Source organism: Ensifer soli (genome assembly GCF_041928815.1).
GTDB lineage: Bacteria > Pseudomonadota > Alphaproteobacteria > Rhizobiales > Rhizobiaceae > JBHFEI01.
Window position 1 is genome coordinate 112,683 of sequence record NZ_JBHFEI010000011.1, and the last position, 21,819, is coordinate 134,501.

General features: G+C 69.6%; 23 protein-coding genes. 8 read left to right on the forward strand and 15 right to left on the reverse strand.

Annotated features, from left to right (window positions below; translation table 11 throughout):
• Nucleotides 1-17: 17 nt before the first annotated feature.
• A complete protein-coding gene (locus ACEVQ6_RS17210) occupies nt 18-1,739 on the forward strand; it encodes an ABC transporter ATP-binding protein (RefSeq protein ID WP_374890264.1) in 1,722 nt (573 codons plus the stop codon).
• A gap of 4 nt (nt 1,740-1,743) precedes the next feature.
• Here ACEVQ6_RS17210 and ACEVQ6_RS17215 read toward each other — a convergent pair whose 3' ends face one another.
• The 4 genes from ACEVQ6_RS17215 to ACEVQ6_RS17230 form a co-directional block, all read right to left on the reverse strand.
• Complete coding sequence (locus ACEVQ6_RS17215; RefSeq protein ID WP_374890265.1) at nt 1,744-2,139, reverse strand: c-type cytochrome; 396 nt, start codon at nt 2,137-2,139, stop codon at nt 1,744-1,746.
• Nucleotides 2,140-2,341: 202 nt separating this feature from the next.
• Entirely contained in the window at nt 2,342-3,913 is a 1,572-nt protein-coding gene (locus tag ACEVQ6_RS17220; protein WP_374890266.1) for a GMC family oxidoreductase, read from the reverse strand.
• Nucleotides 3,914-3,983: 70 nt separating this feature from the next.
• Complete coding sequence (locus ACEVQ6_RS17225) at nt 3,984-4,520, reverse strand: gluconate 2-dehydrogenase subunit 3 family protein (RefSeq protein ID WP_374890267.1); 537 nt, start codon at nt 4,518-4,520, stop codon at nt 3,984-3,986.
• A gap of 61 nt (nt 4,521-4,581) precedes the next feature.
• On the reverse strand, nt 4,582-4,977 hold the full coding sequence (locus ACEVQ6_RS17230) for a VOC family protein (RefSeq protein ID WP_374890268.1): 396 nt from the start codon (nt 4,975-4,977) through the stop codon (nt 4,582-4,584).
• 208 nt (nt 4,978-5,185) lie between these two features.
• Between ACEVQ6_RS17230 and ACEVQ6_RS17235 the strand changes: the two genes are divergently transcribed.
• Nucleotides 5,186-5,497, forward strand: a complete 312-nt coding sequence (locus tag ACEVQ6_RS17235) for a ribbon-helix-helix domain-containing protein (RefSeq protein WP_374890269.1) — start codon at nt 5,186-5,188, stop codon at nt 5,495-5,497.
• Between the two features lie 28 nt (nt 5,498-5,525).
• On the opposite strand, the gene ACEVQ6_RS17240 is transcribed toward ACEVQ6_RS17235, so the two are convergent.
• From ACEVQ6_RS17240 to prmB, 9 genes are all read right to left on the reverse strand, one after another.
• Nucleotides 5,526-6,110 (reverse strand): hypothetical protein, encoded by a 585-nt coding sequence (locus ACEVQ6_RS17240; protein WP_374890270.1) that lies wholly within the window; start codon nt 6,108-6,110, stop codon nt 5,526-5,528.
• 286 nt (nt 6,111-6,396) lie between these two features.
• On the reverse strand, nt 6,397-7,914 hold the full coding sequence (locus tag ACEVQ6_RS17245; RefSeq protein WP_374890271.1) for a tripartite tricarboxylate transporter permease: 1,518 nt from the start codon (nt 7,912-7,914) through the stop codon (nt 6,397-6,399).
• Nucleotides 7,915-7,945: 31 nt separating this feature from the next.
• Complete coding sequence (locus ACEVQ6_RS17250) at nt 7,946-8,431, reverse strand: tripartite tricarboxylate transporter TctB family protein (protein WP_374890272.1); 486 nt, start codon at nt 8,429-8,431, stop codon at nt 7,946-7,948.
• The gene (locus ACEVQ6_RS17255; protein WP_374890273.1) at nt 8,428-9,372 is read right to left on the reverse strand and encodes a Bug family tripartite tricarboxylate transporter substrate binding protein; all 945 of its coding nucleotides are present in this window, start codon (nt 9,370-9,372) and stop codon (nt 8,428-8,430) included. The genes ACEVQ6_RS17250 and ACEVQ6_RS17255 overlap by 4 nt, the downstream gene beginning before the upstream one ends.
• Nucleotides 9,373-9,613: 241 nt before the next feature.
• Entirely contained in the window at nt 9,614-10,081 is a 468-nt protein-coding gene (locus tag ACEVQ6_RS17260; RefSeq protein ID WP_374890274.1) for a DUF1284 domain-containing protein, read from the reverse strand.
• The gene (locus ACEVQ6_RS17265) at nt 10,078-10,650 is read right to left on the reverse strand and encodes a biotin transporter BioY (RefSeq protein ID WP_374890275.1); all 573 of its coding nucleotides are present in this window, start codon (nt 10,648-10,650) and stop codon (nt 10,078-10,080) included. The genes ACEVQ6_RS17260 and ACEVQ6_RS17265 overlap by 4 nt, the downstream gene beginning before the upstream one ends.
• A 519-nt stretch (nt 10,651-11,169) precedes the next feature.
• Nucleotides 11,170-11,871 carry a GntR family transcriptional regulator gene (locus ACEVQ6_RS17270; RefSeq protein ID WP_374890276.1) on the reverse strand — a complete coding sequence of 234 codons (702 nt, stop codon included), beginning with the start codon at nt 11,869-11,871 and terminating at the stop codon, nt 11,170-11,172.
• A gap of 60 nt (nt 11,872-11,931) precedes the next feature.
• Nucleotides 11,932-12,396, reverse strand: a complete 465-nt coding sequence (locus ACEVQ6_RS17275) for a GNAT family N-acetyltransferase (RefSeq protein ID WP_374890277.1) — start codon at nt 12,394-12,396, stop codon at nt 11,932-11,934.
• A 63-nt stretch (nt 12,397-12,459) separates the two neighbouring features.
• The gene (gene prmB, locus ACEVQ6_RS17280) at nt 12,460-13,380 is read right to left on the reverse strand and encodes a 50S ribosomal protein L3 N(5)-glutamine methyltransferase (RefSeq protein ID WP_374890278.1); all 921 of its coding nucleotides are present in this window, start codon (nt 13,378-13,380) and stop codon (nt 12,460-12,462) included.
• A 189-nt stretch (nt 13,381-13,569) separates the two neighbouring features.
• Between prmB and ACEVQ6_RS17285 the strand changes: the two genes are divergently transcribed.
• A complete protein-coding gene (locus ACEVQ6_RS17285) occupies nt 13,570-14,334 on the forward strand; it encodes a pseudouridine synthase (protein WP_374890279.1) in 765 nt (254 codons plus the stop codon).
• Between the two features lie 111 nt (nt 14,335-14,445).
• On the opposite strand, the gene ACEVQ6_RS17290 is transcribed toward ACEVQ6_RS17285, so the two are convergent.
• Nucleotides 14,446-15,516 (reverse strand): ABC transporter substrate-binding protein, encoded by a 1,071-nt coding sequence (locus tag ACEVQ6_RS17290; RefSeq protein ID WP_374890280.1) that lies wholly within the window; start codon nt 15,514-15,516, stop codon nt 14,446-14,448.
• Nucleotides 15,517-15,601: 85 nt separating this feature from the next.
• Between ACEVQ6_RS17290 and ACEVQ6_RS17295 the strand changes: the two genes are divergently transcribed.
• The 5 genes from ACEVQ6_RS17295 (at nt 15,602) to ACEVQ6_RS17315 (ending at nt 20,293) form a co-directional block, all read left to right on the forward strand.
• Nucleotides 15,602-16,306, forward strand: a complete 705-nt coding sequence (locus ACEVQ6_RS17295) for a response regulator transcription factor (protein ID WP_374890281.1) — start codon at nt 15,602-15,604, stop codon at nt 16,304-16,306.
• 38 nt (nt 16,307-16,344) lie between these two features.
• Nucleotides 16,345-17,679 (forward strand): sensor histidine kinase, encoded by a 1,335-nt coding sequence (locus tag ACEVQ6_RS17300; protein WP_374890340.1) that lies wholly within the window; start codon nt 16,345-16,347, stop codon nt 17,677-17,679.
• 459 nt (nt 17,680-18,138) lie between these two features.
• Nucleotides 18,139-19,134, forward strand: a complete 996-nt coding sequence (locus ACEVQ6_RS17305; RefSeq protein ID WP_374890282.1) for an MDR family oxidoreductase — start codon at nt 18,139-18,141, stop codon at nt 19,132-19,134.
• A 68-nt stretch (nt 19,135-19,202) separates the two neighbouring features.
• Nucleotides 19,203-19,607 carry an antitoxin Xre-like helix-turn-helix domain-containing protein gene (locus ACEVQ6_RS17310; RefSeq protein WP_374890283.1) on the forward strand — a complete coding sequence of 135 codons (405 nt, stop codon included), beginning with the start codon at nt 19,203-19,205 and terminating at the stop codon, nt 19,605-19,607.
• On the forward strand, nt 19,604-20,293 hold the full coding sequence (locus tag ACEVQ6_RS17315) for an RES family NAD+ phosphorylase (protein ID WP_374890284.1): 690 nt from the start codon (nt 19,604-19,606) through the stop codon (nt 20,291-20,293). The genes ACEVQ6_RS17310 and ACEVQ6_RS17315 overlap by 4 nt, the downstream gene beginning before the upstream one ends.
• Here the strand turns inward: ACEVQ6_RS17315 and ACEVQ6_RS17320 are convergent, their stop codons facing one another.
• On the reverse strand, nt 20,294-21,307 hold the full coding sequence (locus ACEVQ6_RS17320) for a P1 family peptidase (protein WP_374890285.1): 1,014 nt from the start codon (nt 21,305-21,307) through the stop codon (nt 20,294-20,296).
• Nucleotides 21,308-21,819 lie beyond the last annotated feature (512 nt).

Sequence of the window (21,819 nt, forward strand, 5' to 3'; positions counted from 1 at the left end):
TCCCGGAACCGCCCAGCATGAATGATCTCGTCCGCCGCTTCTTCTCCTACTACCGGCCGCATATGGGCCTGTTCTATCTCGACTTCGGCTGTGCGGTCCTGTCCGGCCTCTTGGAACTCGGCTTCCCCATCGCGGTGAAACTCTTCATCGACACGCTGCTGCCGACCGGGCAATGGGGCCTGATCGCGCTCGCCTCGGCCGGGCTGATGCTGATCTACGTGCTGAACGGCGGGCTGATGGCGATCGTCACCTATTGGGGGCACATGCTCGGCATCAACATCGAGACCGAGATGCGCCGCAAGGCCTTCGATCACCTGCAGACCCTCTCCTTCGGCTATTTCGACAACCAGAAGACCGGCCACCTGCTCGGCCGGCTGACCAAGGATCTCGAGGAGATCGGCGAGGTCGCCCATCACGGGCCGGAGGACGTGTTCATCGCGGTGATGACGCTGATCGGCGCCTTCGTGCTGATGCTGACGGTCAATGTCGAGCTGGCGCTGATCACAGCGCTGGTGCTGCCGCTGACCGCCTGGGTGACGACGCGCTATGGCGGGCGGATGACGCGCAACTGGCATGCGCTGTTCTCGCGCGTCGGCGATTTTAACGCGCGGCTCGAGGAAAATATCGGCGGCATCCGCGTCGTCCAGGCCTTTGCCAACGAGGACCACGAGCGTGGCCTCTTCGAGCGCGACAACCAGAGCTACCGCTCGACCAAGCTCGACGCCTACCGGATCATGGCGACATCCACCACCTTCAGCTACCTCTCCATGCGCTTCGTCCAGATGGTGGTGCTGGTGGCGGGCAGCTGGTTCGTGCTGAAGGGGGAGCTTTCGGCGGGCGGCTTCGTCGGCTTCCTGCTGCTCGTCGGCGTGTTCTTCCGCCCCGTCGACAAGATCAATTCGGTCATCGAGAGCTATCCGAAGGGCATCGCCGGTTTCCGCCGCTACGTCGAGTTCCTCGACACGCGCCCCGACATCGCCGACCGCCCGGGCGCCGTCGACGTCTCGAACCTCAAGGGCGCGATCCGCTACGACAATGTGCGCTTCGGCTATCGCGAGGGCCGGGAGATCCTCGCCGGCCTCGACATCTCGATCGCCCCCGGCCAGACGGTCGCCTTCGTCGGACCGTCCGGGGCCGGCAAGACGACAATCTGCGCCCTGCTGCCGCGCTTCTACGACGTCACCGCCGGCGCGATCCTGATCGACGGCACCGACATCCGCGACATGACGCTGACGTCGCTGCGCAGCCAGATCGGCATCGTCAGCCAGGACGTGTTCCTCTTTTCAGGCACGGTGCGCGAGAACATCGAATACGGCCGGATCGGCGCAAGCGAGGCGGAGATCGTCGAGGCGGCGCGCCGCGCCCGGCTCGACGAGGTGATCGCCGGGCTTGCCGACGGGCTCGACACCGTCATCGGCGAGCGCGGCGTGAAACTGTCGGGCGGGCAGAAGCAGCGCCTCGCGATTGCCCGCGTGTTCCTGAAGAACCCGCCGGTCCTGATCCTCGACGAGGCCACCTCGGCGCTCGACACGGAGACGGAGCGGGCGATCCAGCAGTCGCTTTCCGAGCTTTCGGTCGGCCGCACCACGCTGGTGATCGCCCATCGGCTGGCGACCATCGCCAAGGCCGACCGCATCCTCGTCGTCAAGGACGGCCGCATCGTCGAGGACGGCCGCCATGCCGACCTCATCGCCCGCGACGGCACCTATCGCCGGCTGAACCTCATTCAGGCCGGATGACCCTTCACGGCGCCGGATGGGCCTTCAGATAAGCGATGACGTCGGCGATGTCCTCCGGCGTCTTCAGCCCGGAAAAGCTCATCTTCGTGCCCGGCACCTTCGCCTTCGGCCCGGCGAGATAGTCCGTCAGCGTCGCCTCGTCCCAGACGAGGCCGCCTTCGCCGGCGGCGATCATCGCCTTCGAGTATCTGTAGTCGGCGACCTGGGCGGCGGCGCGGCCGACGACGCCCATCAGATACGGCCCGACCCGGTTCTTCGGCGCGTCGATCGAATGGCAGGCGCTGCATTTGGCGAAGACGGCCTTGCCCCTGTCGGCATCGCCCGCGGCACGGGCGGGAAGGGCATGGGCGGAAAGGACGGCGAGACAGAGGGCGGCCGGCAGAAGGCTCGGGCGGATCAAGGACGGCTCCATGGGACGAAGGGACGGGGCGCGGACAAAAAGCCGACCGGCCCCCGTCCGATGGGCGAGGCAGCCGGCCGCAAGGTGCGCGGGGGCGGCAGGGCCGCCCTGCGGTCACACCGGCGGGAGCGCCCGCCGGTGGGAGGATCAGAGGGCCGGATCCGAGACGCGAGCGCCGCCCGGACCGGCAGGGAAGGACGGCTCAGATCGTGCCCGCCGCCATTTCCGCGGCGATGTGGTCGGCCTGGCGGATGGCGAGCGTGACGATGGTCAGCGTCGGGTTTTCCGCGGCCCCCGTGGTGAACTGGCTGCCGTCGGAGATGAACAGATTCTTGATGTCGTGCGCGCGCCCGTGCTTGTTGACGACGCCGTCGGCCGCCTTCTCGCTCATCCGGTTGGTGCCGAGATTGTGGGTCGAGGGATAGGGCGGCGTCGGGAAGGAGCGCGTCGCACCGACTGCGGCGTAGAGCGCCTCGCCCTGCCTGTAGGCGTGGTTGCGCATGGCCTCGTCGTTCGGATGGTCGGTGAACCAGACGTCCGGAATCGGCATGCCGTACTGGTCCTTGAGCTCGGCGTGGAGCTTCACCGCGTTCTGTTCCTGCGGCATGTCCTCGCCGACGATCCAGAGGCCGGCCATGTGGGCATAGTTGTCCATCGCCGAGGTGAACGAACGGCCCCAGCCGCCCGGATCGAGGAAGGCCGCCATGAAGGGCACGCCGAGCGCCAGCGTCTCCAGCTCGTAGCCGCCGACGAAGCCGCGCGAGGGATCGTGGCGTGCCTCGTCCCTGATAATCCCGGCCATCGTCGTGCCGCGGTAGAAATGCACCGGCTTCTCGAACACGGCATAGACCGAGCCGGTCGTATGGCGCATGTAGTTCTTGCCGACCTGGCCGGACGAGTTGGCGAGACCGTCCGGGAACATCGAGGAATGGGAGTTCAAGAGCAGCCGCGGGCTCTCGATCGAGTTGCCGGCGACGGCGACGATGCGGGCCTTCTGTTCGTGGAGCTTGCCGTCCTTGTCGGCATAGACGACGCCGGTGACCTTGCCCGTCTTGTCATGCTCGATCTTGACGACGTGGGAATTCGGCCGGACTTCCAGCTTGCCGGTCGCCTCGCCCTTGGGGATCTCGGTATAGAGGGTCGACCATTTCGCCCCCCATTTGCAGCCCTGGAAGCAGAAGCCGGTCTGCTGACAGCTCATCCGGTCGTCGCGGTCGGCCGAGTTGATCGCCATGTTGCCGGTGTGACATTCCTTGTAGCCGAGCTTGTCGGCGCCGGCCTTCAGGATCTTGAAATTGTTGTTGCCGGGCAGGCCCTCGATGCCGTTCGTCCGGGTGACGCCCATCTTGTCCTCGGCCTTGGCGTAATAGGGCTCGAGGTCGGCAAGGGTGATCGGCCAGTCGAGGAGGTTGGCGCCCTCGACCTTGCCGTAATGGGTCAATGTCTTGAACTCGTGCTCCTGGAAGCGCAGCGACGCGCCGGCCCAGTGGGTCGTCGTGCCGCCGACCGCCTTGACGATCCAGGCCGGCAGGTTGGGGAAATCCTTGTGGACGCGCCAGCCGCCGCCGGTGGTGCGGTGGTCGAGCCAGGCGAGCTGGGCGAAACTGTCCCATTCGTCGTTGATGAAGTCCTCGTGCTCGATGCGGGAGCCCGCCTCGAGGACGACGACGTCGATGCCCTTCTGTGCCAGTTCGTTGCCGAGCGTGCCGCCGCCCGCGCCCGAACCGATGATGACGACGACGCCGTCGTCGTTGAGATCGTATTTGGCTGCCATGCTGTCCTCCCGGAATCTCTTCGGAACCCGACATCGCGCGCCGTCCCTCCCGGACGGCGATCCGCGCGCGTCAGAGCCACTCGATGTCGTTGAAGCCGCGCTCGATATAGCCGCCCTTCGAATAGGATTCGCCCTCATAGCCGAAGATCGGCCAGATCTCCTTCTGATTGTAGAGACTGACGACGAGGTCGCCGCGCACGGCCTGGAAGAAGGGCGTGGTCTCGACCGCCTTCAGGATGGCGACGCGGTCGTCCTCCCAGCCGAGCCCGCGATAGCCGCCGGCGCCGGCGCGGCTGTCGAGATCGGCGATGCCGTCCTCGATCAGCGTCTTGTGGGCGGGATCCTTGCCGGCTTTGGCGTCGTGGCCCTTGACGGCAAGCGCATAATATTTGTCGGAGAGCTGATCGTGCGGATAGATGTCGCGGGCGAGCCGGATCAGGGTCGCCATGGTCTCCGGCTTCAGCGCCGACGTCTCCATGCCCCAGGCATGTTCGGGGCTGATGACGGCGCTGCCGGAAATGACGAGGGCGGCGCCGATGCCGCCGCGCTTCAGGAGCTCGCGGCGCGAAAGCCCGCCGCCCGGCGTAGCGTGGTGGATGGTGGTCATGCTGTCTCCTCCTTGGTGTTGGCCTCGCCGCGCCGGCCCTCCCGCCGGCGGCGGCGCGGCGTTACTTGAAGCGCCCGTGCCGCTGCAGCACCTCGATCTTGTAGCCGTCGGGATCGGCGATGAAGAAGAAGCGGGCGAGAAGCGCGCCGTCGCGGTTGAATTCGACGATCTTGCCGGGGTTGAGGTCGGCTGCGGCGATCCGCGCATGCTCGGCGTCGAGATCGGACACGGAGACGGCGAGATGGCCGTAGCCGTCGCCGAGCGCATAGGGTTCGGTCCGCCCCTTGTTGATCGTCAGCTCGACCTCGAAGTCGCTCTCCGCATTGCTCATGTAGACGAGGGTGAACGTGTCGAAATCGAGCCGGTCGGCGATCTTGAGGCCGAAGGCGGCATCGTAGAAGGCGACGGAGCGCGCCTCGTCCAGAACCCGGATCATGCTGTGTATCGTCTTCGCCACGTCTTGCTCCCGCAGGCATTGCACCATCTGCGCAAACTGTGCCGCCAAAGCCGGCGATGCGGGTAGCAGCCGGTTACCGCAGGCGAAAATTTGTCGTTTCACCCGGTCCTTCGACAAAAATCATGCGGGATCTACGATCAACGGAGAAATTGACCGCCGATTTGACCGGCAGCATAATGATCGCACAACAAAAAAGGAGGAGCATGCCATGTGTGAAGTCTTTGCCGGACAGGACCCGGAACGCTACCGTCCCGTCAACCGCTCGGTGCGCATCGGCGGGCATTCGACCAGCATCCAGATCGAGGCGGCCTTCTGGGACCTCGTCGACGAGATCGCCGCCGGGCAGGGCCTGTCGACCTCGCGTTTCCTGTCGACGCTGCACGACGAGGCACTCGGCATCAACGGCAGCGTGCCGAACTTCGCCTCGCTGCTCAGGACGAGCTGTCTCATCTACCTGATGAGCAACGAGCGAAAACCGGGGAGCGCGCCGGCGCCGCTGCACATCATCGCCGCGGAATAGCCAGGCTCGGGAACGACGCGCGGCGCCGTCAGGGGAGAAGAGGCGGTGCCGCGACGCCCGAAGGACCGTAGAGGCCGATATCGTCGGGCACGCCGATCGGCGATGAGGCATCCTCGTCGCTCCCGCGTTTCAGCGTCTCGGCCTTGTCCTCCAGCGCGCGGGTCAGCCGGTCGTTCTTCTCCGGGTCTCCGGCGCTTTCGATGACGTCGGCAAGCGAAACGCCGAGCCTGTCGAGGCCGAGTTCCTTTTCGAGCTGCATCACCGCCTGCGGCCCGCCTTCGAGCTGCAGCCGGCCATAGGCCTTGCGCATCGCGTCGACGAAATCGTCGCGCGAGGCGTAATCGTCCTGGTTGACGCCGAGCGCCTTGCCGGTGCGGTCGATCAGGTCGAGCTTCTGCTTGTTGACGTTCACGTTGTCGAGGCCGAACATCTTTTCCGAGATCGCCGACTGCGCCTGCGTCGGCTGGGTGCTGGCACCGATCCGCGGCGTCCGGCCATTGGCGATCGCGACGAGATCGTCGCCTGCGGATCCGGCAGCCGCGGCGGCCGCCACCGGGCCGGCCTGCTGCAGGATGAGGAGGGCCGCGGATGCGGTGCCGGAAATGCGCGTCACTGTCTCTCCCATGGCGGCCGGTTCGTCCCGTCAATGGGGGAAGGCCGCGATCGTTCCGCCATCCTGCGGGAAGCATGCCGGTGCGCACCGAATCTGGCAGGAAAACCTTAACGCAACCTCTTTGCGGCAGGCGGCGCGGCCGTCGCTTCGGCGATGGCGCACGGCGGCACGCAGCGACCGCCTCGCCGCGTCGGGGCGGAAACGCCGGGAAGCGTGAGCCTCCCGGCGTCCCGCGGCGGGGAGAGGCGCGCGGGGTCCGCGGCCGCCCGCTGGTCTCCCCTCCGTCTCAGTCCTCGTTCGCGGCAAGCTGCGACAGCACCGCGCCGCGCCCGCGCATCCTGAGGATCGCCGGCACGATCAGCGCCGCGGCGGCGACGAGGAGGAGCACGGCGGCGACCGGCGAGGTGAAGAGCACGCTCGGATCGCCCTGGCTGATGGCGAGCGCCCGGCGCAGCTGCTGCTCGGCGAGTGGCCCGAGGATGAGGCCGACGACGACGGGGGCGATCGGATAGCCGAGGATGCGCATGCCGTAGCCGACGAGCCCGAAGGCGAGCAGCATGCCGAGCTCGAAGACGGACGGATTGGCGCCGATCGTGCCGAGCGTGGCGAAGACGAGGATGCCGGCATAGAGCCACGGCTTCGGGATGGTCAGAAGCTTCACCCAGAGGCCGATCAGCGGCAGGTTCAAGACCAGCAGCATGAAATTGGCGATCAGCAGCGAGGCGATCAGGCCCCAGACGAGCTGGGGATTCGTCGCGAAGAGCAGCGGGCCGGGCTGCAGCCCGTATTGCTGGAAGCCGGCGAGCATGATTGCCGCCGTCGCCGTGGTCGGCAGGCCGAGGGTGAGCAGCGGCACCAGCGTGCCGGCGGCAGACGCATTGTTGGCGGCCTCCGGGCCCGCCACGCCCTCGATCGCGCCATGGCCGAACTCCTCCGGGTGGGAGGTCAGCCGCTTCTCCGCCGCGTAGGAGAGGAACGTGCCGATCTCGGCGCCGCCGGCGGGCATCGCGCCGATCGGGAAGCCGATCGCGGTGCCGCGCAGCCACGGCTTCCACGAGCGCGCCCAGTCTTTCTTCGTCATCCAGACCGAGCCCTTGACCGCCTCGACCGTCTCCGGCGCCTGCTTGCCCTGGGCCGCGATATAGAGCGTCTCGCCGATGGCGAACATGGCGACGGCGAGCGTCGTCACCTCGATGCCGTCGAGGAGGTCGGGCACGCCGAAGCTCATGCGCGCCTGGCCGGTCAGCTGGTCGATGCCGACGATGGCGAGCGTCAGGCCGATGAACAGCGAGGTGAGGCCGCGCAGCGTCGAATCGCCGAAGGCCGAGGAGACGGTGACGAAGGCGAGCACCATCAAAGCGAAATATTCGCGCGGCCCGAAGATGAGCGCCACCTTGACGACGAAGGGCGCGATGAAGGCGAGCAGGATCGTGGCGATCAGGCCGGCGACGAAGGAGCCGATCGCCGCCGTGCCGAGCGCCGGCCCGCCGCGCCCGGCGCGCGCCATCTTGTTGCCCTCGAGCGCGGTGACGATCGAGGCGCTCTCGCCCGGCGTGTTGAGCAGGATCGAGGTGGTCGAGCCGCCATACATGCCGCCGTAATAGATGCCGGCGAACATGATCAGCGAGCCCGCCGGATCGAGCTTGTAGGTGACGGGCAAAAGCAGCGCCACCGTCAGCGCCGGGCCGATGCCGGGCAGGACACCGACGGCGGTGCCGAGCGTCACGCCGATCAGCGCGTAGAGCAGGTTCATCGGCAGCATCGCCACCGACAGGCCCTGCAGCAGGAAATCGAATGTGTTCATCGGACGAGACCCGGGGACTGGAGACGGCGGCTCATCCGGCGATCAGCCGTTCGAGCGGCCCGGCCGGCAGCGACAGCTGCAGGAGCTGCGAGAAGACCAGCCAGATGGCGAAGGAGAGCGCGATGCCGACGGGCAGGGTGAACAGCAGCCTTTTCCGCCCGAAGCCGGCGGCGGCGCAGGCGAAGAGCACGCCGGTCGCGATCGAGAAGCCGGCGAGCTTCAGGAGCAGCATCTGGCCGGCGAGCCCCGCCACCACCCAGACGACCGGCCCGATCTCCTGGCGCTCGCGCGCCGGGAAATCATTGCGGAAGGCAGCGATCACGGTCCAGACGGCGAGCCCGATCAGGCAGCAGGCGATGACGAAGGGCACGCTGCCCGGCCCGAGGCCGGAATAATTGGCCATCGCCGGCAGGCGGGCGCGATCGTAGAGGATCAGCCCGGCGATCGCGGCGAGCCCCGCGGCGATCGCCAGCGCCGCCCCGTCGGGACGGCGCGCGGACGGACGGGGCCCGCTCATTGGACGAGACCGATGTCCTTGAGGACGGCTTCGGTCGCCTGGATGTCCTTGTCGAGCTGGGCGTCGAAGGCGTCGCCGGAGAGATAGCTGTCCTGCCAGCCCTTGGTCTTCAGCACTTCCTGCCAGCCGGCCGACGTCGCGAGCTTCTCGATGTCGGCGGAAACGGCGGCCTTCTGTTCCGGCGAGAGGCCGGGGGCGGCGGCGACCATGCGCCAGTTCTCGACGACGACGTCGAGGCCCGATTCCTTCAGCGTCGGCGCCTCGACGCCCGCCATGCGCTCGGCGCTGGTGACGGCGAGCAGCCGCAGCGTGCCGGCCTGAACCTGGGCCTCGAATTCGCCATAGCCGGAAATGCCGGCGGTGACCTGCGCGCCGAGGATCGCGGCCAGCGCCTCGCCGCCGCCGGAATAGGCGATGTAGTTGATCTTGGTCGGGTCGACGCCGGCCGCCTTGGCGATCAGGCCGACGGCGATGTGGTCGGTGCCGCCGGCCGAGCCCCCGGCCCAGGAGACCGCGCCGGGATCGGCCTTGAGCGCGGCGATCAGGTCGCCGATCGTCTTCAGCTCGGACGAGGCCGGCACGACGATCGCCTCGTATTCACCGGTCAGCCGCGCGATCGGGGTCACGTCCTTCAGCGTGACGGGCGACTTGTTGGTGAGGATGGCGCCGACCATGACGTAGCCGCCGACGATCAATGCGTTCGGATTGCCGGCCGACTGGCTGGCGAACTGGGCAAGGCCAATCGTGCCGCCGGCGCCGGGCACGTTCTGCACCTGGACATTGCCGGAAATGCCCTCCTGCTGCATGACGCTCTGGAGCGAGCGGGCGGTCTGGTCCCAGCCGCCGCCCGGATTGGCCGGCGCGATGATGGTGTAGTCGGCGGCCGCGGCCGGCAGCGCCAGGCTTACAGCGGCAACGAGGGAGAGAAAGATGCGCTTCACGTTCGAAATCCTCCGGGGCACGCGCGCCGTGCATCCGGCCGCGCGGTAGGTCTGACGGAGCAGGGGAGTTCGATGGCGCAGGGGGATGGATCGTCGGCCATGCGGCCTCTCCTCCTCCCGGTCCGGCCGTCCTCCCCGGCTGGATCGCCGGGCCGCCTCCACGGCCGACGAATGGGCGCACGAAAACACGCGAAGCTGACATTTGCCTGACATTTGCCGTCGGGATCGCCGGAACGGACGTTCAGCGGCCGGCGGGAGCGTCACCGGCCTCCGCCGCGCCCTCCTCGGGCGGGAAGAGGCGGGCACCGCGAAAGCCGCCGGCGGCGATCGCGTCGCAGAGCCCGCTCCATTCGCAGCCGGCGCAGGCCGCGCGGCTCGCGCCCCCGGCAAAGGCGGCGCGCAGGCGCCCGACGCGGTCGGGCGGCAGGACGAGGCGCGTTCCCGGCCGGATCGCGCGCCGGAGGATCCGGCCGGTGTCGCGGGCCGCCTGACGGTCGCGCCCTAAAACGCCTGCGCCATGGCAATGGGCGTCGGCGTCGGAAAGGAGCGGCGCGCAGATGTCGTCCGGCCCGTCGACGATCAGCACGTCCTCGCCGGCGGAAAGACGCGTAGCGATCCGGTCGTAGTTGTCGACGAAGGCGGCGCCATAGCCCCTGCCGACGTAGGTCAGCAGGCAGAGGAGATGGTGCGGCCTGAGCCGGACGGTCATCGCACCCGCCGCGACAGCAGCGAAAGCAGGCACGCGCCGAGGGCGGACTTGAGCAGGGCGCCGACGAGGAAGGGGAGAACGCCGAAGGCCAGCGCCTTTTCCGCGCCGATCAGCGCCGCGAGCCAGGCGCCGCCGAAGGCGAGGCAGGCGCCGTTGCCGGCGAGCATGGCGACGAAGGCAAGCACCGGCCGGCGGCCGTTCCAGCCGCGCCCGGCAAGCCAGCCGACAAGGGCGGCGGCCAGCGGAAAGGCAAAGAGATAGCCCGCGGTCGGGCCGGCGAAATGCGCAAGGCCGCCGGCGCCGCCGGCAAGCACCGGCAGGCCCGCCGCCGCCTCCGCCAGCCAGGCGGCGACGGTGAGCGCGCCGAGCCGCCAGCCATAAAGCGCGCCGATCAGGGTGACGGCGAGCGTCTGCAGCGTGACCGGCACCGGCACCATCGGCACCTCGACCAGGGACGACAGGGCAAGCAGGGCGGTGCCGAGGATGACGGCCGCCGCCTTGACGGCAAGGGACCTGTCGTCGAGCGGGATGAAGGGCCTGTTGACGGAAGCGATGGTTGTACGGGTCATGCGATCCTCATTTTATAGATAATTTTCTGATTCTATCGCTAATGAATCCACGGCGCGACGGAAAGTGCAAGCCTTCCCGTTGCCGTGCCGCGCACGCCCCGTGCGTTTCCGGTGTACGGGGGCTCGGCAGCAAGGCCCGGTCCCCGCTGTCGACCCACCGGCGGAAACAGGAAACGACGGCGCCGTAACGTCCCCGGGCGCAGGATATGGACAGCAGGGGAGATCGGTTGCCGGGCTCGCAGCGCGCGGAGCGGCCGGCTCGTCCGGCACGCCGGGCGGACGGCAGGGCCGATGTCGGCAGACGGCCTCCGCACCGGTCCACCAAAGGCGGGAGCGCATCCCACGGGGCGCAGCGTTACGTCGGCGTCGGGCAATGCCTTGCAAACGCGGAGAGGGCAGACCACGGGACACCCGCCAGAACATTTCCGGCGAACACGGGTCGCCTGGCATGCCCTGTCTCTCCGTTTTTTAACCCGCTGTCCGGACGCCGCATCCGATAGAGGCGCGACGGGAAACGGTCTATTCTTTTGTTTTTCCAGCACTGTCCGCTGCCGAAGCGATCCCGCTTCGGCTGGACATGCTCCGGGATGCCCCGGCCGGCCGCGGCGTGTGGCCGATCCATTGCACATGGCGGGCGAGCACGGCGACGGCGGTGTCGAGATCGCCGGCGCGCAGGGCCGCGAGAATCGCCCGGTGGTCGCGGTCGGTCGGGGCTTCCCATTCCGCCCGCCAGCCGGTCAGCAGGAAGCGTGCGCTTGCCGCATGCAGGTCGTCGATGGCGGCCAGCAGCCTTGGCATGGCGCAGGGCGCGAGGATCAGCCGGTGGAAGGCACGGTTGGCTTCCTCCCAGGCCTGCATATCGCCGGCCCGGTCGCCGGCGCGCGTGGCGTTTTCCGCCGCGTCGAGGATCGCCCGTGTCAGGTGCGGCGCGGCATGGCGCAGCGCCAGAACCTCGAGGGCGGCACGCATCTCGGCCACCTCCTTCACCTCCTCGAGCGTGAAGCGGGCGACGCGCACGCCGCGGCGCGGCTCGCTGACGACGAGGCCTTGCGCCTCCAGCCGGCGGAACGCCTCGCGCACCGGGACGTGGCTGGTGCCGAATTCCTCGGCGATGGCATCCTGGCGCAGCTTCGCGCCCGGCTCGATGCCGCCCGCGACGATGCGTTCGGCGAGCGTGCGGGTGATGCGAAGGGCGATCGTCTCTGCGGGGCGCGGCGGCATGGCGGGCACACTAGGCGAGCGGCGCGCGAACGTCGAGCGGCGCGACCCGCGGTCCCCGGCTCAAAGCCGCTTCGACATCACCGTCAGGATCTCCGCCCCGCGCGGCAGCGTCTCGCGCTCCGTCCAGCCGAGCCTGGCATAGAGGCCTTCGGCATCCGGCGTATAGAGGAAGAGTTCCGCGATGCCGGCATCGCGCGCCAGCGCCTCGACCGCGGCGACGATGGTGCGGGCATGGCCCTTGCCGCGATGGGGATGGTCGACATAGACGCCGGCGAGCCACGGGTTCAGCGCCGGGCGTTGCGGCAGGTCGTCGCGGCAGAGCGCGGCCATGGCGACCGGCGCGCCGTCCTCCAGCAGCACGAGAACGGTGGGCATCCGCTCCGTCACCCGGGTGCAGGCGGCGTCGCGGGCAAGAATCTCGTCGAGCCCGGTCGGCCCGCCCTCGAAAAACGCCTTCCAGCGCCAGGTGCCGGTCACCGGCGCCAGATCGGGCCGCTCCCGCGTCGAAACGATGGTCTGGGTCATGGTCGCGTTCTCCCTCGCGTTCTTTATCCGACGGCCGGCGCGTGACGCTGGCGCGGGCAGATCCTATCCCTCGACGCCGAGCGCCTCGGCGCTGATCCAGAAGACCGAATCGGCCGCCTCCTCGGTCTCGATCCACAGGAACTCGAGATCCGGGAACTCCGCCTCCAGCAGCGGGCGGCCGCGGCCGATCTCGCAGAGCATGCCGCCGCCGGGATTGAGATGGGCGGCGGCATCGGCAAGGATCGTGCGCACGAGATCGAGCCCGTCCTGCCCGCCGTCATGGGCCATCGCCGGCTCGGCGCGGTATTCCGGCGGATAGGCGGAAAGCGCCGCGTGGTCGACATAAGGCGGATTGGTAATGATCAGATCGTAGGTCCGCCCGGAAAGCGGCGCGAAGAGGTCGCCCCGGTGCAGCGTCACCTGGTCGCCGACATCATGCGCGGCGACGTTGATGCGCGCCACCTCCAGCGCATCCGCCGAGAGATCGACCGCGTCGACCGCGGCGCCGGGCAGGAACTTCGCCGCAAGGATGGCAAGGCATCCGGAACCGGTGCAGATGTCGACGGCGCTTTCGACGACATCCGGGTCCGGCAGGTAGGACGGGCCGTCGGGATTGCCGTATTCGGCAAAGAGGATCTCGCCGATATGGGACCGCGGCACGATTACCCGCTCGTCGACGTGGAAGCGCACGCCCTGGATATAGGAGCGCCCGGTCAGATAGGCGGAGGGCTTGCGCGTCGAAACCCGCGCCGCGATCCGCTCGGCGAGCAGCCGGCGCTCCGCGGGCAGCAGGCGCGCGTCGAGGAAGGGATCGAGCATTTCGATCGGCAGGTCGAGCGAATCGAGGACAAGGAAGGCGGCGTCGTCGACCGCCGTCGTCGTGCCGTGACCGTAGCTGAGGCCTGCGGCGTTGAAGCGGGAAACGGCGTAGCGCCAGTGGTCGCGCAGCGTCGAAAGCTCGCGGGTGATGTCGTCGTCGCTCAACAGGGCCTCGCTTTCCGCCGCAGCCGGCGCTATGCCGGCACGATGGTCCGGCTTGACGCCCACGGCTTTAGAATGGCAGGCCCCCGCCGGTCAACTCAAGGCCGTCAACTCAAGGCCGGTCGAGTGAGTGCCGGTCGATGCAAGGCGTGGGACAAGGGTGGAGAACGTGGGCGTGGGACGGGACGGGCGATGAAGGACCGGTCGGGACGGGGGCCGCGCCGGGACGCGGTGCCGGCCGGACGACGCGTGACGCTGGCGCGGGCGCTGTCGAAGCTCGGCCATTGCTCGCGGAGCGAGGGCGAGGCGCTGGTGCGCGCCGGCCGCGTCAGCCTCGACGGGCGCGTCGTAACCAACACCGGGACCTGGGTCGACATCGAAACGGCGGCGATCGCCGTCGACGGCGTGCCGGTCGCGGAAAGCGCGCGCCTCTATCTGATGCTGAACAAGCCGCGCGGCCTCGTCACCACCCGCAGCGACCCTGAAGGCCGGCCGACCGTCTATGACTGCCTCTCCGGCCTCGACCACCCCCATCTCTCCCCGGTCGGCCGGCTCGACCGGGCGAGCGAGGGGCTGCTGCTCTTCACCAACGACACGGTGTTCGCCCAGGCATTGCTCGACCCCGGAACCCATGTGGCGAAGACCTACCATGTGCAGATCGACCGGATCGCCGACGCGGCGCTCATCGACGCGCTGACCTCCGGCGTCGTCCATGACGGCGAGAGGCTCGCCGCCGCGAGCGCCCGTATGCTGCGCGAAGGCGGGCGCAATTCCTGGCTGGAGATCGTGCTAACCGAGGGCCGCAACCGGCAGATCCGCCGCATGCTGGAAGCCCTCGACACCGCCTGCCTGCGGCTCATCCGCGTCGCGATCGGCGATCTTGCGCTCGGCGACCTCGGCAAGGGCGCGGCGCGGGCGCTGACGGAGGCGGAGGTGGCGGGCCTGCGCCGGTTTTGAGCGTGTCGGGATAAGCCGAATCCGGCTGTCCCGAAAGGGCAAAGCACGACAGAGGGAAGAGAGCGTCCGTCCGTTCCAGAGGGAACCCGACGGACTGCGATGGCGCCCGCCTCATTGCAGCCGTAGCATCTCGTTCCAGCGCGCGATCAGCCGCGCCCGCTTGACCTGGTCGAGATAGACCATCAGGCCGGGGCTGACGGGAACGGGGCGGAGCTGCGCGCCGAGCATGTCCTGCAACGTCAGCGCCGTGTTGTCGCCGGCGACGTCGGGATTGACGGCGGGGATCTGCAGCTCGCGCGCCATCAGCGTCTGCCCCTCCTTCGACATGAAGAATTCGAGGTAGAGCCGGCCGAGCTCCGGCGCGCGGGCGGCCTCCGGCACGAGGCCGATGCGTGACATCACCACGGTATAGTCCTTCGGCAGCACGATGCCGACATCCGGGTGGCGGCGCGCCCAGTCGGCGGCGTAGGAGCCGAGGATGTTGTAGCCGAGGACGAAGCGCCCGTCGGCGACGCGCTCGAGGATGGCGGAACTGGTCGAATAGAGCTTGACGCCGGCCGCCCCCATCGCCCGGATCACCGACCAGATGTCGCCGAACTGCTCTTGGTCGCGCGCCATGAACAGGAAGCCGACGCCGGAACGCTCGATGTCGTAGGTGCCGATGCGGCCGTAGACGGCGTCGCCCTCGTGCTTCAGGTAATCGACGAAGGCGGCGCGGGTGGAAGGCGGCGCCTTTCCGGCGAAGCTCGGCCGGTGATAGACGAAGACGGCGGGCTCGAAGGTCAGCGCATAGGCGGTGTTGCGCCAGTTGGCCCAGGCCGGCCAGCGCGCGCTCATCGGCAGCACGCTCGCCTGCGCGTAGCCGTCATTGGCGAGCTTGACCTGCAGGTCCATCGCCGAGGAGAAGGCGAAATCGGCCGTGCCCTCGCCCGCATCGGTCTCCCGGACGATGCGATCGTAGATCTCGCCGGTCAGCATGTCCTCGTAGCGCACCGAAATCCCCGGATAGGCCTTCTGGAAGGCCTCGATCATCGGCCGGGCGAGCGGTTCGTCGAGCGAGGAATAGACGGTGAGGAGGGCGGCGTCCCCCGTCCCGTCCCGCGCCGGAAAGATGACCGGCTCGGCGTGAAGGCGCGTGGACATCGCCGCGAGGATCAGGGAGAAGAGAGGGACGAGGCGCATGCGCCATCATGCCCCGCGACGGGGGCCGCGGGCAAGAGCGATGCCGCGGGCAAGAGCAAGGGCGAGGGGAGGCGGGAAAGGTCCGATGCGCATCCTTCTGGTCGAGGACAACGCGGCGCTCGCCGAGGGGCTGGCGACGCTGCTCGCCGGCAGCGGCTATGCCGTCGACCGGGTCGCCGACGGCCCCTCGGCGGAGGCGGCGCTGGCGACGGAGCGCTTCGACCTCGTCATCCTCGACCTGACGCTGCCGGGCATGGACGGGCTCGAGGTACTGAAGGCGATGCGGGCCGGGCGGCGGAGTGCAGCCGTGCTGATCCTGACGGCGCGGGGCACGCCGGAGGAGCGCATCCGCGGCCTCGACCTCGGTGCCGACGACTACATGACCAAGCCCTTCGACGTCGGCGAGCTGGAGGCGCGCATCCGCGTGCTGATCCGCCGGCAGGCGGGGCTGCGCGCCTCGACCGTCGCCTATGGCGGCGTCACGCTCGACCTCGTCTCGCGCAGCTTCCTCGCCGGCGGCGTGCCGCTCGACATTCCGGCGCGCGAGGTCGGCCTCCTCGAAATCCTGTTCATGCGCGCCGGCAAGGTCGTGTCGAAGGAGGCGATCCTGCAGTCGCTGACCGCCTTCGACGAGGACCTCTCCGCCAATGCCATCGAGCAATATGTCTCGCGGCTGAGGAAGCGGCTGGCGCCGCACGGGCTGACGGTCAGGACCGCGCGCGGCATCGGCTACTATCTCGACAAGGCCCCCGAGGCGCCGCCGGCCGGGCCGCCGGACACCGCACCGTGAGGCGCGCCGCCCATTCGCTGCGCCGGCGCCTCCTGGCGATGCTGCTCGCCGCCACCGCCGTCATCGGCATGGCGGCGCTGATCGACACCTATCGCGAGGCGGTCGGCACGGCGAACACCGTCTCCGACCGGGTGCTCGCCGGCTCGGCACTGGCGATCGCCGAGCGGGTGGTCGTCGCCGAGGACGGATCCCTCGAGGTCGACATTCCCTATGTGGCGCTGGAGATGCTGACCTCGGCGGCGCAGGACCGGGTCTTCTACCGGGTTGACGGGCCGCCCGGCACCTTCATCACCGGCTATCAGACGCTGCCCTCGATCGCGCGCCGCAATCCGCGCGGCGCCGTCTTCGGCGACGACACGTTCCGCGGCGAGCCGATCCGCGTCGCAGCACTGGAACGCTCCGCCTCGACCGGCATCCATTCGGTTCCCTTCGTCGTCACCGTGGCGGAGACGACCATCGCGCGCCAGCAGCTGACCCGCGCGATCCTGCTGCGCTCGGCGCTGCGCCTCGCGATGATGATCCTCGGCGCCGCGACCATCGTCTGGATCGCCGTCACCTATTCGCTGAAACCGCTGGAACGGCTGGGCGACGCGATCGCGCTGCGCAATCCCGCCGACCTGCACCCGATCGAGGAGCGGGTGCCGGAGGAGGTCGAGGGGCTGGTGGAGACGGTCAATTCCTTCATGGTGCGGCTCGCGGCCGCGCTCGGGGCACTGCGCAACTTCACCGGCAATGCCAGCCACCAGTTGCGCACGCCGCTCGCCATCATCCGCACGCAGCTGGCGCTCTCCGCCCGCGCGGCCACGCTCGAGGAGGCGCGGGCGGCGGCGCGCGAGGGCGACCAGGCCGTCGCCCATGCCGAGCGCATCCTGGCGCAGCTCCTGGTGCTCGCGCGCATCGATGCCCATGCGGCGCCGGAGGAGGCCGCGCCCGTCGATCTCGTCGCGCTGGCGCGGGCCGCCACCGCCGACCACGTGCCGCGCGCGGCCGGGCGCGATATCGATCTCGGCTTCGAGGGCGAGGGAACGCAGGCGGTGCGCGCCGAGCCGCTGCTCGTCGGCGAACTCATCGGCAACCTGATCGGCAACGCGATCGCCTATGCCGGCGCGGGGGCGAGCGTCACGGTGCGGGTGGTGGCCGCGGACGAGGGCGTGCGGCTGGAAGTCGAGGATGACGGGCCGGGGATCGCGCCGGAGCGCCGCGGCGCGATCCTCGAACGCTTCCGCCGGGGCGCGGACGGCGCCACGCCCGGCGCGGGCCTCGGCCTCGCCATCGTCGAGGAGATCGCGGCGCTGTTCAAGGGACGCGTGCGGCTCGGCGACGGGGCGGGCGGGCGGGGGCTGACCGTCTCGGTGACGTTTCCTCAGGCGTGAGCGGCGCCCAAAAAAAAGGCGCCGCGCGGCGCCTTTTTCATCACGGGGGAACAAGGATCAGCGACGGCCGCCGAGGAGCGACAGGGTGTCGCGCATGTGCACGACGCGCATCGCGTCCCAGAGGCGCGCGATGAAGCTGTGCTGGCGGTCGGTCTGGTGAAGGGTCGACATAGAAGTGTCCGTTTTCTCTCGCATCCGGACGGACAGGCCTTCGGCCCGTGGCGAACGCCCGGTGCTCTGGATCAGTCTCATATGGCCCGCCGCGACGCCGCAGGCCAGAGGCGTCGGCGCAGGTCTGGCCTGCGCTCCGGGCATGCCATGGAAAGCGGCGTGCGCAGCACTTGCCTGAAATTTGGGCAAGGGATGGTGTCCGGTTGGACACCGGCTTTCGTCGGAATGGATTTCGGCGGCGGCGCATGCGATGGTCCCGACCCAAAAGGAAAGCACGGGAGAGACGGCATGGCGGAGACTTTCAGGGCGATGGTGATCGACGAGGCGGACGGCAAGGCGAAGGGCGCCTTCCGCGATCTCTCCCTCGCCGACCTGCCGGACCATGGCGTCCTCGTCGAGGTGACATACTCGACGGTGAACTACAAGGACGGGCTCGCCGTCACCGGAAAGGGCCGGATCGCGCGGCGGCTGCCGATGGTCGCCGGCCTCGATCTCGCCGGCACGGTGGTCGAATCGGCCGACCCCGCCTTCCGGCCCGGCGACGAGGTGATCGTCAACGGCTGGGGCCTGTCGGAGACGGAATGGGGCGGCTATGCCCGCTACGCCCGGCTGAAGCCGGAATGGCTGACGCGGAGGCCCGAAGGCTTCACGCTGGAACAGACGATGGCGATCGGCACGGCCGGCTATACGGCGGCGCTCGCAGTCCGGGCGCTGGAGGACTGGGGCCGGATCGGGAAGGGCGGCGGCGAGGTGCTGGTCACGGGTGCTGCCGGCGGCGTCGGCTCGGTCGCGATCGCGCTGCTGGCGCGGCGCGGCTACACCGTCACCGCCGCGACCGGGCGGCCGGAGACCCATGATTACCTCGCCGAGCTCGGCGCCACCGGCTTCGTCGCGCGCGCGGCGCTCGCCGAGAAGGGCGGACCGCTGCAGAAGGAGCGCTGGGCCGGCGCGGTCGATTCCGTCGGCTCGACGACGCTTGCCAACGTGCTCGCCCAGACGGTGCGCGACGGCGCGGTCGCCGCCTGCGGCCTTGCCGGCGGCGCCGACCTGCCGGCCACCGTCATGCCGCACATCCTGCGCGGCGTCGCCCTCCTCGGCATCGATTCGGTGATGGCGCGCCACGACAAGCGCGATGCCGCCTGGGCGATGCTCGACGAGAGCCTCGACCGGGGCCTTCTCGCCCGCATGACCCGCACGGAGCCGCTGAGCCGCATCGCGGAGCTTGCCGAGGAGATTGTCGCCGGCCGGATTCGCGGCCGCGTCGTGATCGACATCGCTTCCTGAGGCGGAGGGGCCTTGAATGCCGGCGCAATCGTATCATATGATATGAAAACGACGCGCAGGAGAGAGACATGGCCGCCCTTGCATCGCCCTTGCCCGCAGCCGCCGCCCCGGACCGGGACGAGGATGCGGTGGTGATCCGGGCGATCGCCCGCGCCTTCGCCCTCTGGAAGCTGACGAACCAGGAGTCGGCCGCGCTTTTCGACGTGCCGCTCGCCACCTGGAACCGGATGAAGGCGGGCGCCTTCAAGGGCCGGCTCGACCGCGACAAGACGATGCGGGCGAGCCTGATCCTCGGCATCTTCAAAGGCCTGAGGCTCTATTTCGACGGGCCGCTCACCTATGGCTGGCCGAAGGGCGACAACGGCCACGCGCTGTTTGCCGGACGCTCGCCGCTCCGCTTCATGATCGAGGGCGGCATCCCGGCGATGCTGTCGACGCGCCGCTATATCGACGGCCTGCGCGGCGGCCTATGATCCCCGAGCGCGATTTCACCGATCCGGCGACCGTCCGGCTGATCTCGACCGCCTATCTGCCCGAACCCGCGATCGCGCCGCTCGCAGAGACCGAGGCGGAACTGGCGATCCTGACGGCGCTCGAGGAGAAGACCTCGGCGCGCGGCGGCCCGGCGGTGCTGCCGGCCGGCGTCGACCCGGCGGAACTGCTGCCGCCCTCCTACGGCTACGGCCATACGCTGGTCAACGCCGCCTTCTGCCATGCCCGCCCGCCGGGCAACCGCTTCAACGATGCCGAGCGCGGCGCCTGGTACTGCGCCTTCGGTCCGGACGCGGGCGAGACGTCCCAGGCGGAGATCGTCTTCCACCGGACGCGGGCGCTGAAGGAGGCCGGCTGCCTCACCGACCGCGGCGCCTATCGCGAGCTTCTCGCCGGCTTCACCTGCCGCTTCCACGACCTGACCGGCCTGCCCGGCCATCCGAGCCTTGAGGCAGACACGCGGAGCGCCTATCCGGCGGGACAGGCGCTGGCGCGGGCGATCCGCGCCGGGGGCGGCAACGGGCTGATCTACCCCTCCGCGCGCCGGCCGGGCGGGCGCTGCATCGCCGTCTTCCGCCCCTCGGTGATCCAGAACGTCCGGCAGGGACGCCAGGTCACCTTCGAATGGACGGGCGCGGAGACGCCGCGCATCGTCGTTGCGGCCTGATCATCGGGCGGGACGGTCGCCTCCGAACCGGTCACGCCAGGCGGGCTGCGCGCCGGGACGGTCGAGCGCCGTCGCCTCGAAGACGCCGCGCGCCACCGCCCGCGCCGTCACCAGCGCCGCGAGATGGCAGAGTTCGAGAAAGGCGCCGGGGCCTTCGAGCGGCCTCATGCCGGTGGCGGCCGAGAACATCGTATCGCCGTCGAAGGGCAGGTGGGCGGGCAGCACCGCGCGGGCGAGCCCGTCATGGGCCATCACCGCCAGGCGATGCGCCTCGGCCTTGGTCAGGCGCGCATCGGTCGCGACCACACCGATGCTGGTGGCGGGCAGGCTGAGGCCCTTGACGCGCAGGGCGCTGTCGGCCGCGGTGAAGGCGGCGGGAAGGCCGAGGCCACCGAACTCGCCGTCGCGCTCGAAGGGCGCGGCCCAGAAATGCGGGCCGTCGCCGATCGTGGCGGAGCCAAGCGCATTGACGGCGACGAGGCTCGCGACGACGGCGCCCGAGGCGGCGACCGCGCTTGCCGAGCCGAGCCCGCCCTTCACCGTCGCCGTCGTCGCGCCCGTGCCGGCGCCGACGCTGCCGAGCGCGAAGGCGCCCTTCGCCGCCGCGCGATAGGCGGCGTGGCCGAGGTCGCGATAGGGGGAATGCAGGCCCCAGTCCTTGTCGCCGCCGTTGAGGAGATCCATCAGGATCGCCTGTGGCACGATCGGCACGCGGGCCGGGCCGACGGCGAAACCGCGTCCGTCGGCCCTGAGCCCGGACTGGACGCCGCCCGCGGCATCGAGCCCGAAGGCGGAGCCGCCTGAAAGCACGAAGGCATCGACGGCGCCGACCGTCATCGACGGACCGAGCAGCGCGGTGTCGCGCCCGCCGGGCGCCCCGCCGAGCACGAGGCCGGAGGCGGTCGCCGGCGCGTCGAAGACGACGACGGTGACGCCGGAGCCGAGCACCGGATCGGTCGCATGGCCGACGGAAAGCCCGGCGACATCGGTGAGAAGGTTGAGCGGCGCGGACATCGGACAGCCTTTCCCCGCCGGGTCTCCCAAGGGCGCGCCTCCCGGCCGGCGGAGGGGGCGGAAGGACGTCCGCTTTTCCCTAGACCATTTCCGGCGGCAGCGACATGGTTTCGACCCCGGAGTGCACGTCAAAGCGGACGCGGAAAGCCTTTCCGGCACGCATCCTCTCGCCGGCGCGACCGGGCTGCGCGGAGACTGGCGGGCGCACGCCACCCCCGCGGTCATGCCGGCGCGGGGCCAGCAAGGCCGGGACATGGCGCCACTGCGCGCGCAAAAATACCATCCGGACTGTTCGGCCTGCCGGTGATGCCGGTGCTTCGCGTCAACCCCCATCGCCGCCACCGCTTCTGCATCGGCAGGGACGCCGTCCTGCGGCAGGACGGACCGCCCGCACAGGAGCCATCGCGGGGCGTCTCCGATACCTGTCAGGACCATTTGCAACCGAAAGGACTCTGCGCCTTTGCCGTCGCCTGCCATTCGGTCCTACCGGATCCCCCTTCATCCCTGACACG